The following is an 11829-nucleotide window of genomic DNA, read 5'->3' as shown; positions in this document are numbered from 1 at the left end:
ATGCGACTTAGGATGCGTGTACGCCAGCGTCTGAAAATGGACGAAAATCATCGGCGTCTTTTGATCGAGGGGCGTGAAGTAACGATCAAATCACCGGATGTCACAGATTCAAGTTTTGAAACTACCTGGCTCGTCTTGAATGCGCGTGGATTCCAAACTGCAGCGGAGGCGAAGGCTTTTGGAGAACGTCTGAAACTCGCGTGTGAAGTTGCCTCGATTTCAAGTCGATTGGGAATCAATACCGGTGCAGACAGTTTCTCAACCTTTGTAGGTGAATCTGTAGTCGATATCGCCCGACAACACGGGATGGAATTGCGGGGAGACATTCACGGTCTCGATGTGTTCAAGGACGACGAAGCGGTTCGAATCATGTCCAGCTCGGCGTCGTCGGTATCCACCACAAGTAATCCAACGGCTTTTTTCGCAAGACTTTCGTCGACATTTAAGGCAGTCGGAAATTTGAACGATGGCACCTCAAAATTGACCTACCTGTTCAACCTAGCATTGATGAATCGAGACCCGATTGCCCAAATCGTTTTGGCCTGCTCTGCGGTTGAGGCATTGGGGCAAAACGAAAAGTGGACTGAGTCGCAAAAGCAAATCATCGCTGAAGCGGCCATGCAAGTAAAAACAATTGACATTGGCACTGAAGAAGAGCGCGTCGAGGTATCAGACGCAATTCAGAAAGGGGTTTTTCGGCTCTCTCTACGACAAGGCGTATTCCGTTTGCTTGACCGTCTTGGACTCACCGATTTGAAGAAGCTTTGGGATGAACTGTACACCCTGCGCAGCACTTTGGTTCACGGTTCGACAACCGAACGCGGTGAAGGTCACTACAAATTGGCTTCTCGGGTGCTATCACTCTGCGGCGTGATTGTTCTCAAGGAGCTTGGCAGTCAAATCCCCGGCGTTGGCGACGACATGGAGATGTATCAGCCAGAGTAGGAATTTTAACAACGGGTGGACATTAGGCTGATACACAACGATTCCCCTAATCTGAGTCGCTTCGTTTACGTGCAGGCAATGGCCTTGTTTGAACAACCAACTGTCTACCGCAGAACACTATGCACGAAACGTGCACGTTTCCCCCTCGGAACGGTGCGAAATAGTGGATTTCATGGAACGCAAATCTCCCTAAAACTCCGTAAAAACGAAGTTTTCTGTTCAGAATTGCTGAGCTGGCAGCGCGTAGGTCGTCGGTTCAAGTCCGTCTACCTCCACTTTCGATAAAAATATTCGCTGAGCAATGCGAATTTCAATGAGCAATGCAAATTCGCTGATCAACGCGAATTCAATCGCATCCGAATTCAGTGGCGACCGAACGTAATGGCTTCGGTTGCCCTGATCTCTTCTTCGGCAGGAGCTCTTCAGCGCTGACCGTCCGTGTTCTGGGTGTTGGTCTTCTACTCGGTGGTCCGCATTTCGGTGGCCCGCAAGGTATGAATCGTTAGACCGCTCAGGTCTCGATCCGACTTGGGTGAGGCGAGACTCGCGAGGTAGCCGACGATGAAGCACGTCGTGATGCCGCATGTCGTGTACAGGTAGCCGTTGATCGCGGTGAATTTCCAGAGGCTAAACATCACCGCTGCACCGACCAACGCGCCGGTCATCGCCCCACTGGAACTGGCTCGGGTTGTCGTACCGCCCAGGACGAACAGCCCCCCGAGCACGCCCATGAACAATCCGATCACGACGAGAAACGTATCGAACAGCGATTTGATTTCGGGATTGACGAACACCAGGCCCAGCAAGGTTCCGATCACGCCCGTCACAAACGTCAGGCCGCGCGCCGCAGTGAGGTAGCCGCTGTCGCAATGGCAAACATTAAATGGCCGCAGGAAGTCCGTCACCAAAGCAGTCGCGGTGGAATTCATGCTGGTCGAAACGGTCGACTGTGCCGCCGCAAAAACTCCGGCGACCACCAGCCCAGCCAAACCGACCGGCATCTCATGAGCAATGAAGTACGGGAACACCTGGTCGGTCGAAATCGTCGGATCCAGTCGGCCGGGGTTCGATTGATAAAACGCGAACAGCGCGGTGCCGATCCCGAAAAACAACAGCGTCGAGGGAATCGTCAGCACGGCATTGGTCCAGATCGAACGCGCCGCGAGCTTTTGATCGGCAGTGGTCATGTAACGCTGAACGACAGCCTGGTCGGCGGTGTAGGACGACAGGTTCTGGCCAATCGCTCCGACGACGATGACCCATAGCGCGATTTGCGCACTCGTCGGACTCAGGTGCAAGTTCGCGATCTGAAACTTGTCGGCCTTGTCTGCTGCGGTCAAAAATCCGCCCAGTCCGCCGTCGGTGCCCATCACCAACAAGACGATCGCGAGCAGTGCTCCGCCGAATAGCACCAGCGTCTGAATGGTGTCTGTCCAGATCACCGCTTCGACGCCCCCCATTGTGCAATAGAGAATGCTCAGCACTCCCATCAGTAGCACCGATTGTGTCGGCGTCAACGGCGTCGCGACGGCCATCGCCAATCCGGTCAATGACATCACGACGGCCATGCGAAAGAGATGGAACAACGTGAAGCTGGCGCTCCCAAACAGCCTGACCGGTCGGCTGAATCGCTTTTCCAGGTACTCGTACGCACTGGTGGCATCGATGCGACGAAAGAACGGCATCGCAACGAACACGGCCACAATGGCGACGACCGGGATCATGAAATTGCCGATCGAATACACCCAGTCCTGGGCATACGCCTTGGACGGGATACCGGTGAACGTCAACGAACTCAGCATCGTCGCGAAGATGCTGCACCCGGCAGCCCACCACGGAATGTGGCTGCCCCCGCGAAAGAAGTCGTCGGTATTCTTGTTCTTTCGCGCGAAATAAACGCCGACGCCGACCATCGACGCCAGATAGCTGAACAAGACGACATAGTTGACCAGTCCGAAACTGTGATCGGTTCGACGGACCGTAACGCGATAGACGTTCGGCGTGCGTGTTCGTGGTCGCACTTCACCGGTCGGAACGATGATCTCTTCGCCCCACTGGACGGCCGTGGTGGTCACCTGGGTGACGGGGTTGTTTCCCGCGGAGACCCAGGTGTCGGTGATGGTGTGATAGGCGGCCGTTTCGTTGCCAAACCCTGGATGGTCATCCTTCATCGCGTCGGATTGAAAGAACAGTTCCTCGGTGGCGCCGCCGAGGACGAGTAGATGACTTTGCCCGTACTTGATGCTCGTTCCGGCCATCCAGCATCTCGGTGCGTCGCTTCGTTGTCGCCACGCGCCGCTGCTGGGATTGAATTCCCACACGTCGCGTAGAAACTGGTAGCTGCTCGGTTCGTCCGCCGGTCCGTCTTGGTTGCGCCCGCTGATGACATACACGCAATCGTTGTAGCCGTTGTGTTGGCTGACGGTCAGATTCAACGCACGCGGCGGTCCTGGCCAGCCGGGCAATTCCTGCCAACCGAATTCGCCGTCGCTCGTCTTTTTCGACAAGTCCAGCGCCCAGAAATTCGTCATCGCGGTTTCCAGCGACTGGCCGCTCTGACCGCCGGCAAGATAGATCACCTCGCCGATCATCGTCGCGGCGGCAAACGCACAGGGTTTGGGCAGCGAGGGATACTCCGTCCTCGTCACGCGTTCGGACGTTGCGTCCCAACTCAGCACAAATACGTCGTCAAAGGTTGCTTGGGAATCGTTTCCGCCGATGCAAACCACGCCGTCTGGAGTCGAGACGGACGCTCCGTACGCGATCGCGCGGGGCAGCCTGCCGCCGTCTTTCCATGCGTAGTCATCGCCATCTCTGGTCATGACAAAGATGCGATCGTGCCATACTTTGTCGTTGTCCCAAACCGGCTTGGGGAAATTCGCCCCACCGGCCACGATCATCGCGTCGTTGTGAACGCCGGCGAACGGTCCTGCAAAGCCCAGTTCATCGGGCATCGGCGGCAATTCAGTCCACGACAGCATCTCCTGGGCGATCGCCTGATGTGCTGATGCGACCGCTGCGAGGAAAAGCAGGATCTTGAGGAATCGTTTCATTGGGTTCTTTGCGTGATTGTCGTACAGGCTGTTGCGAGCTTCCATTGATTGATTCGCCGGTGTTCGTCGTAGGCTTCGAGCGGATGATTCGAGCGGATAAGTGGGCAGGTTGTGCATTGCGGAACGATGAAGTGATCACTGAGCCCACGGATGGCACTGAGCCCACGGATGGCAGCGCGAACCCACGGATTCTTGGCACCCTGTCATCCGTGGGTTCACGCTGCCATCGGTGGTTATTTTTTTTCGATGGTTAGCCCGGTAAGATCGCTGGATTCCTTCGGTCAGATTGAGTCTAAGGATTGAAGCCTCCAAGGCCCTCGGCAGTTCACCGACGGAGCCGAAGCTGTTGTCAATTCCCATGAGCTCAACGTCAAATCTGCCAGAGCACACGAAGGATAAACGCATCTGGAAAGCGGCGTTGCGCTTCGCCGGATCCGATGGCGAGTTTTTTAGGAGTTGACGTCGCAGATCGCCGTCCAAAGCCTCAAAGGGTTTGCGTCGCGGTGTTTCCGGTTGTTTCGTGGTTTCGCCAAGCCGATCGGGGGCCCTCCTGATTTCTCGGGCCTGAACGATGATTGCGTGTCATAATTGGTGGATGCTGTTTTGTGAACCTTGCCACTGCTCCGTCCATCGTTGTGCTCGCATGTTGATTCTTCTGATCGTCGCAAGCTCTCTGGTCCTCACATGTTCACAATCGTGTGGCGCCATGGACCATCGGGGTGACACGCTCGATATCCACCACTTGGACGGCCAGATCTATTACGGTGCGGCTCCGCAAAGCGATGCCGATTTCGCGAAACTGCGTCGATTGGGTGTCCAACGGATCATCGACGCCCGGACGTTCAAGGTGTTCGCCAGCAGGAAAGAACAGCGGCGGGCGGCCAAACTCGGGATCGCGTACCGCCGCATCCCGATGGGCTTTTTTCCGATTCGAACCGGAAACGTGCCGACCATCCTGGCACAGCTGACGAACGGTTGTGCCGGTCCTGTCTATTTCCACTGCAATCTCGGTCTGGATCGAGTCGGATTGCTGGTGGCTCTGTACCGGATCGAGCATTTCGGATGGGAGCCTCATCTCGCCTTCACGACCTGGAAGGCTCAGCAGTTCAACACCAACCTGGAAGGTCTCGATCGCTATTTCTGGCAACACGTCAGCGCACGGAACTGTCTGCGATAGCGGGTCAGAGCAGTCCGCGATAGAGTTCGATCACGGTTCGCTTCATCATCAAGCGTGCGCGTTTGGTCGCCGCGGCGTCTTGTCCAACCGACAGCAACAGAGTTCCTGCAGGCACCGAGGCCGATTTGGCGAGCCGTGATCGCACGTTGGATCGCAACTGTTCCGCCCCGGCCGGATCGTTGGAGATGATGCAAAGCTCCAAATTCAACTGATTCGATCGAGCGTCAAAGTTGTAACTGCCCAACATCCAGCAGCAGTCGTCGACCAGCATCGTCTTGGCATGCAAGGTCTCCGGTCCGACATACTCACGCAGCCGAACGCCTTCACGCAACAATCCCCGCTTGTGATTCTGGTAGGCCGCGTAGACGTTCAGCTGGTCGGTTGAATCGAGCGAATTGGTCAGGATGGTCACGCAAACGCCACGCTTTCTTGCCCGCGAGATGGCGGATCGGATGGAGCGATCGAAGGCTGGATACGGCGATTCAATGAACAGGGTTCGCTTGGCTTGATCCATCATCCGAACGATTTGGCGGTTGACGTGACGTTCGGATTTGTCGGACGAACGGTCGAACAACAGCTCCATTTCGATCCCTTGCATCGATTCCGCAACCCAGTCACGCTGCCAGTCCAAGTGCACGCCGCAGCGACAAACAACGCGTCGCAAGGCGTCACTGAGCAGTTGTTGGTAATCTGCGGGCCCGTCGGCATCGCGCCAGGCATTTTTCCAATCGCTCTTTCCAAAAGGTCGGTAACTGAGAATGTCCAAACCCAGTGAATCTCGCTCCGGTGCCGGTTGGACATCAGGCGTTGCCCACAACCAATCGAAGTACGTTTGTGACCGTTGGGCGATGTCGCCAGAGACAAACGCGTCACAATCGGTAAACTCGCGTGGGCATTCGAAATGGAAATGTCCGTTTTCCAGGTTGCTGCTTCCCACCACCGCATGACAGGTGTCGACCACCATCAACTTGGAGTGCAGCCGTCGATTCAGCCAACTCGGATTGCCTTGATGTGGCGGGTGATAGACTCGAACCTTGATCCCATAAGTGCTTAAATACTGCTCACATTTCGACGGCAATCGAGACTTCAATCCGTCGACCAGAATTCGAACGCGTACGCCCCGAAGCGTGGCCTGCCGCAGCAACTCCAAGATGGCCACGGGGACTTCGTCGGTGTCGATGGCGTAGTAGGACAAATCGATCGTATGGCGGGCCTGCTGAATCAGATCGACACGGGCTTGAAGCGACTCCTGACTGCCCTCCAGGACGCGCAGGCTGCTGCCGCCCGCGAAGCTGACCACCGGAAAACCGACAACCATCAGCACCATCATCGCATGGAGACGCATTGGATACCCTGCAGCGTCTCGACGATGAAAGGGAAGAATCGATTTGTCCATAAGTCCTGCCGAACGAAGCGAACCGTTACTGATTGATCGGCATCGTCACGCAAGAGCTGAACTGGGAACAAGAGTGTCGGTTTGCAACGGTCATTCGCTCTGCGGACATCAAGCCTGATGCGACAGTTGGGCAGATCAACCGTGCCTTGCCGGCCGCTTAAAACTGGCGGTAGCAGTGGGGGACCACCAGGACGGGGATCTCGCATTCATCCATCACGTTGGCACTGAGCCAGTTTTCGACGACCGCGCCGCTGCTGGCGCCCATCAAGATCAGATCCGCGTTGATCTCTTTGGCCGCCGCGATGATGGTGTCGACCACGTTTCCGGTCGCCACTTTGGACGTGACCGACACACCGGTGTCATGAGCCGCTTCGAGAAACACCGCGCAACAATCCCTTCCGTTGGCCTTCGATTCGTCGTCTTTGAGAATGTGCAGGACGGTCAGTTCGGCGTCGAGTTGCCGTGCGACCAGAATCACGTAGTCAGCGATTTCGACGGCCGCTTCTTCGCCAGCGGTCGGCACTAAGATCTTCATTTCAATCCTTCACTCTTGAGGGTTCCGGCGGACTCCATCCCGAATCGCCCATCATCCATTGGGCTTACATCAATCATACCGAGTTCTGTGGCACCGCTGCGCCGGACCGGCAAAGTCCGTCGGCGTGAAATGGCACGGGAAATGCAGTGTAAGTGCGTGTCATTAGTTTTTGGAGCGATAGGAATGAACGGTTCTTGGCATTTGGGACGGCTTGCTGGCATCGACGTGCGGATTCACTGGACGTTTTTGCTGCTTCCGATTTGGATTTACTACTCAAGCATGGCGGCCGGATACGGCGCGGTTGCTGCCACCGTGGCAGTGTTGCTGGTTTTCGCGATCTTCGGCTGCGTGGTGTTGCATGAACTGGGCCACTCCCTGACCGCCCGTCGGTTCGGGATTCCTACCCGTGATATCACGCTGCTTCCGATTGGGGGTGTCGCCAGTTTGCAGCGGATCCCGCGCAGCCCGTGGCAGGAGCTGGCGATTGCGGTTGCCGGGCCGGCCGTGAACGTGGTGATTGCGACGGCGTTGTTCGCGTTGCTGCCCCTGTTGGCCGCGACCTCGATCGTCGCCGACGGTGTGTTGGCGTTTCTCGGTCAGCTGGCGTGGGTCAACGTGGCGCTAGTGGTCTTCAACATGCTGCCGGCGTTCCCGATGGACGGCGGCCGCGTCTTGCGAGCGCTGTTGGCCATGGGCATGCCCTATCGCAACGCCACACGCTTGGCCGCCGGCGTGGGCCAAGTGGTGGCTATCCTGTTCGCACTGTTTGGGCTGATGTCGGCGAACGTGATGTTGGTCATCCTGGCCGCGTTCGTGTTCTTGGCCGGTCGCGGCGAAGCCATGATGGTGGAGCGTGAGGCGGAATGGGAACAACGCGGCTGGCAACCGATCGACTCGACGGCCGAGCAACCGTTTCCGCGAGAGCAGGTGTCGATCGAGCCGGCGAGCCTGCAGCGGTCAGCCGCCGAACAATCATTGCCGGTGGTCAACGCACAATGGGATGCCCGCAACGTATTGGGCTGGCTGTCCAGCCAATCGGTTGACGAGTTCTTGGTGTCCAGCCACGGAGTCGTGGTTGCCGCCGTCCGCAAGTGCGACTTGCTCAAGGCCGTCGCGGCGGGCATGGGATCATTCACGTTGGAACGACTGTTGTCCGGTCGTTTCGTGCCGTTTCGGAACCTTCGATCACCCTCGATGTAGTCTTCGAGGGCTTCACCACGGCAGCGAACTGGCGTGACGCGGCCGCATCTGCGATCATTGACGCTGCAGAATCGGGCAACCCGTCGTCGATGCGGTGTCGAAAACGAGACGTCTTCCCAGCCGATGAGAACCAGTCGTGACCGCCGAGTCCAACGAATACGTGACGACCGAATGCCCCAACGGACATCGGGTCCGCGGCGACCTGGGATGGCTGCACCGCGAAGTCCGCTGCCCGCATTGCCAAGCGACGTTTCGGTTTGACCGCCCCGAATCAACCGCCGCCGTTGTCACACAGGTCAGCGGCCCACCGCCGGTCGAGGCACGATCGCTCAGCGATACCGGCGTGATGCGGATCATCGACAGTTTCGGTAAACCCGTCGTGCCCGAAGACGACGGCAGAACGCGGCACTGCAGCAATTGCGGCGCGGTTTATCCGAGCAGCATCTCGGTCTGCTTCAACTGCAACATCGAACTCGACCCACCCGAAGACGACGCGGCGGGGCGTGCAGCATCCGCGAAGCCTGCGTCCGGACAGGCCGGCAACCGCGCAGGCGTCGAATTCCAGCCTGTCGATGAGTCGCCGTTCCAGGACGTCACGATCGGTTCCGTGATGCGGCCCCGCAAAGCGATGATCGAACTCAAGGCTTCCAATTCGATGGTCGAGACCTTGGACCGCATCCGTCAATCGCCGCATTCCTGCTATCCCGTCGCGGAAGATTCCGGTAACGGTTTGATCGGATGGGTCGGCATCGAACAGATCCTGTCAGCCGAATCGGATGCGTTCGATCTGAGCATGCTCGCCAACCCCATGGCGGTGATGCATCGATCACGACCGGTCAGCGACCTGTTGCCGGTCCTGCAACGAACCAAGTGCTCCTTTGTCCTGGTCAGCAACGAAACCGACACCGTGGTCGGCATGGTCACGGCCAAGGACGTGCTTCTCAGCCTGCTGAAATAGATCCAACCGCTAAATCAGATCGACACGGCGCAGAGACACAGTCGATCACACGCGAGTCAGCTTGGTAACGCGCCCGGTGGCGACCCATTCGGCGACGTGGATGTTCCCATCCAAGTCAAAACAGGCATCGTGCGGGTGGATGAACTTGCCGTCCAGCCAACGTGACTCATCGGCGCGAACCGATCGTTTTTTGTCCGCCAGGATCCGCTCACGGTCGTCACCGAGTGTTGCCACCGGTTTGTAATTCAAATCCAACAGCGAAACCCGGGCGACCAGTTCCGGGACCAGCATCAGATCTCCGTGGGTGTCCACATTGGCAGGCAACCCGAAACCGTCGATCGTTTGTTTGTAGCGATGATCCATGTCGAACAACTGCAACGTGTGATTGGCTCGGTCGGCCACCACGATGCGTGATTCGATGCCGTCGCGGTCATCGACCCAGATGCCGTGTGGAAGGTTGAAGGTGCCTTCGCCCTTGCCGGCGCCACCGAAATGGCCTTTCCAATTTCCATCGGCATCGTAGTGGTGGATGCAGTACGCGCCGTATCCGTCGGCCAACAGGAAGTCGCCGTCGGGCAAGAAGGCAAAATTGGTCGGCATGAATCGGTCGCGGCCCCAGACCTTTTTGGGATCGCTGGCTTCACCATCGGCGTAGCGATCCGATTTCATCGGCGCATACTTCTGCCAAACCACTTCACCATCGAGCGTCAGCTTTGCGATCGTTTTCAGATGCTGGTACCCGCTGACGTACAAGAAGGGTGTGCCGTCTTCGACGCGGATGTCCAGGCCGTGGCCGCCGCCCTGAAACTGCTGTCCGAATGCTTTGACGAATCGCCCCTCTTCATCGAACACAAAGATCGAGGGGTGATCGGATTTCTGGGCGTCGCCTTCGTGGATCACGTACAGACGATTGTCAGGGTCCATCGTCACGTTGTGCGTGATTTGCCAATGGTATTTATCCGGCAACTGCGGCCAGTGGTGTTGGCATCGAAATTGGAACTCACCGCTGCCGACGACGTCTTGAGCGTCCGTTCGTTTGGACGTGATGATCGCGGGAGCGGCGACCGCCGCGGCACTGGCGGCGAGGAACGTTCTTCGTGTGTGTGGAGCGGGCATGAACGGTCCGATGTGGGAGGAAGATTCAGGGAATGAAAGCACCCAGTCTAACTCAGCGGCGAGTGGCATGCAGTGCATGCCAATTGTTTAATGAGCCCACCGATGGCAGCGCGAACCCACGGATATTTTGCACCCTGTCATCCGCGGGTTCGCGCTGCCATCCGTGGGTATCACTTTCGTTGGTGGACCCAGTCAGACTGCGAACGGCATGCTGTGCATGCCAATCGCCTGTCAGGCACAGCCTGACCTACAACCTTGGCGATTCCCGCTCTCCCATACTCTACCGTCGACAACGCCCTAATTGCCGCCTCCCAGATCGGGAAGGATCAAGCGTTTGTCGGCATGTTCGGCGATAAACATCTCGATCGAACGCGCCTGTTCATTGATCGCGTTTTCGGCGGCTTCCTGGACTCTTATGTCCGCCCGGTTGGTGAACAGCTTTGGCACGTCAACGCGGACTTTCATTTCGACGGTGACCTGGACCTCGGTGCCATCGTCGCTCGGACGCGCCTCAAGCGTTGTCTGGTAACTTTCCAGATTGCCCGCCGCCGCAATCGACTTGGTCACCACATTCATCGAATCGGCTTCAATCGTGGCCTCTTGTCGCAGCGCCAGTTCGTCTGCGTCGATCGCCGGATCATCCAATCGCACCCTGATCTGTCTGATCGCATCGAGGTTCATTTTTGATTTGCCGCGAATTGCGTTGAGCAACGGTCGTTCGTCGGCACTGGCGTCCACTTGCACGTCCCGAATTTGGACGTCAATCAATTCCATGCCCGACCGCTCAACGATCGCAGCCGTCGCGTTCTTTCTGACCATGATCTGGCGAAATTTGTCGTAGTCGCATGGGACAACGAAGCGGGTCTGATGCGCGCCGATTGCGAGGTGACTGACCGGTCGCAGTGACCAGGCCGCGACTGCGACCGCGGCAACGACCAGCAACACAATCGCGACGAGGGTCCCCACACGGGACGTTGTCCAAGCTTTTCGATTCATGAGTACTCCAGTGGTAGAATCGGTTATTCTAGGCCAGGGCAAGTCCAGGTCTACGTTGCGCACGACCTGCGGCCAGTGAATTCGCAATCCGCACCCCTCTCGGGAATCGTCACCCTCGCCGTTGCATTGACTAACCCGCCTGCCATTTTTCCCCGACTTCCTTTTTCGCAGCGGAGAGCCTGCGTTTCTGTCTGCGATCCTGCTCTCGATCGGTGGTGCACTGTTTGGGATGGCCTATGCGCGCGTGGTTGCGCTGTGCTGCCGACTCCTCGGCCGTCGGCCCCGTCCCCGACCACACTTTTGGATCGCCGGTCTGGCTTCGCTGGCCGTCGCCTACCTTGGGGCAATGCTCGTCCATTCATGCATTCGGACTGACCAAGAGTCGTTCCAAACCCCTTTCCCCCATTCGCTGTTCCGAGCCAAGAGGCCGTGGTCGACAGGTTGCCTATCCTG

At 57.6% G+C, this 11829-nt stretch carries 9 protein-coding genes; 4 read left to right on the top strand and 5 right to left on the bottom strand.

The features are described 5' to 3' along the window. The first annotated feature begins 12 nt into the window (after window positions 1–12). Window positions 13–945, top strand: a complete 933-nt coding sequence (locus tag TBK1r_RS01205) for a beta/alpha barrel domain-containing protein (RefSeq protein ID WP_419580844.1) — start codon at window positions 13–15, stop codon at window positions 943–945. 458 nt (window positions 946–1403) lie between these two features. On the opposite strand, the gene TBK1r_RS01200 is transcribed toward TBK1r_RS01205, so the two are convergent. Further along, window positions 1404–3998 carry a sodium:solute symporter family protein gene (locus TBK1r_RS01200; RefSeq protein ID WP_419580843.1) on the bottom strand — a complete coding sequence of 865 codons (2595 nt, stop codon included), beginning with the start codon at window positions 3996–3998 and terminating at the stop codon, window positions 1404–1406. Between the two features lie 706 nt (window positions 3999–4704). Here TBK1r_RS01200 and TBK1r_RS01195 point away from each other — a divergent pair. Further along, window positions 4705–5175 carry a protein-tyrosine phosphatase family protein gene (locus tag TBK1r_RS01195; protein ID WP_419580842.1) on the top strand — a complete coding sequence of 157 codons (471 nt, stop codon included), beginning with the start codon at window positions 4705–4707 and terminating at the stop codon, window positions 5173–5175. A gap of 4 nt (window positions 5176–5179) precedes the next feature. Here TBK1r_RS01195 and TBK1r_RS01190 read toward each other — a convergent pair whose 3' ends face one another. Both TBK1r_RS01190 and TBK1r_RS01185 read right to left on the bottom strand, forming a co-directional pair. Further along, window positions 5180–6520 (bottom strand): phospholipase D-like domain-containing protein, encoded by a 1341-nt coding sequence (locus TBK1r_RS01190; protein ID WP_419580841.1) that lies wholly within the window; start codon window positions 6518–6520, stop codon window positions 5180–5182. A gap of 208 nt (window positions 6521–6728) precedes the next feature. Next, window positions 6729–7106, bottom strand: a complete 378-nt coding sequence (locus TBK1r_RS01185; RefSeq protein ID WP_145207150.1) for a universal stress protein — start codon at window positions 7104–7106, stop codon at window positions 6729–6731. Between the two features lie 183 nt (window positions 7107–7289). Between TBK1r_RS01185 and TBK1r_RS01180 the strand changes: the two genes are divergently transcribed. Next, the gene (locus tag TBK1r_RS01180; protein ID WP_145207149.1) at window positions 7290–8306 is read left to right on the top strand and encodes a site-2 protease family protein; all 1017 of its coding nucleotides are present in this window, start codon (window positions 7290–7292) and stop codon (window positions 8304–8306) included. Between the two features lie 136 nt (window positions 8307–8442). Beyond that, window positions 8443–9264, top strand: coding sequence for a CBS domain-containing protein (locus tag TBK1r_RS01175; protein WP_145207148.1), 822 nt, complete (start codon window positions 8443–8445; stop codon window positions 9262–9264). A gap of 45 nt (window positions 9265–9309) precedes the next feature. Here TBK1r_RS01175 and TBK1r_RS01170 read toward each other — a convergent pair whose 3' ends face one another. Next, window positions 9310–10380 (bottom strand): NHL repeat-containing protein, encoded by a 1071-nt coding sequence (locus tag TBK1r_RS01170; protein ID WP_145207147.1) that lies wholly within the window; start codon window positions 10378–10380, stop codon window positions 9310–9312. Window positions 10381–10677: 297 nt separating this feature from the next. Next, complete coding sequence (locus TBK1r_RS01165; protein ID WP_419580840.1) at window positions 10678–11376, bottom strand: hypothetical protein; 699 nt, start codon at window positions 11374–11376, stop codon at window positions 10678–10680. Window positions 11377–11829: the final 453 nt, after the last annotated feature.

The sequence above is a fragment of the Stieleria magnilauensis genome, assembly GCA_007753675.1.
GTDB lineage: Bacteria > Planctomycetota > Planctomycetia > Pirellulales > Pirellulaceae > Stieleria > Stieleria magnilauensis.
The sequence above is the reverse complement of the archived record's forward strand: the minus strand, read 5'-3'. Positions and strand labels throughout refer to the sequence as shown.

What these genes read in the sequence shown, in the direction of transcription:
- TBK1r_RS01170 (WP_145207147.1), bottom strand. Translation starts at nt 10,380, where the DNA reads ATGCCCGCTCCACACACACGAAGAACGTTCCTCGCCGCCAGTGCCGCG.
- TBK1r_RS01190 (WP_419580841.1), bottom strand. Translation starts at nt 6,520, where the DNA reads ATGCGTCTCCATGCGATGATGGTGCTGATGGTTGTCGGTTTTCCGGTG.
- TBK1r_RS01185 (WP_145207150.1), bottom strand. Translation starts at nt 7,106, where the DNA reads ATGAAGATCTTAGTGCCGACCGCTGGCGAAGAAGCGGCCGTCGAAATC.
- TBK1r_RS01165 (WP_419580840.1), bottom strand. Translation starts at nt 11,376, where the DNA reads ATGAATCGAAAAGCTTGGACAACGTCCCGTGTGGGGACCCTCGTCGCG.
- TBK1r_RS01195 (WP_419580842.1), top strand. Translation starts at nt 4,705, where the DNA reads ATGGACCATCGGGGTGACACGCTCGATATCCACCACTTGGACGGCCAG.
- TBK1r_RS01180 (WP_145207149.1), top strand. Translation starts at nt 7,290, where the DNA reads ATGAACGGTTCTTGGCATTTGGGACGGCTTGCTGGCATCGACGTGCGG.
- TBK1r_RS01205 (WP_419580844.1), top strand. Translation starts at nt 13, where the DNA reads ATGCGTGTACGCCAGCGTCTGAAAATGGACGAAAATCATCGGCGTCTT.
- TBK1r_RS01200 (WP_419580843.1), bottom strand. Translation starts at nt 3,998, where the DNA reads ATGAAACGATTCCTCAAGATCCTGCTTTTCCTCGCAGCGGTCGCATCA.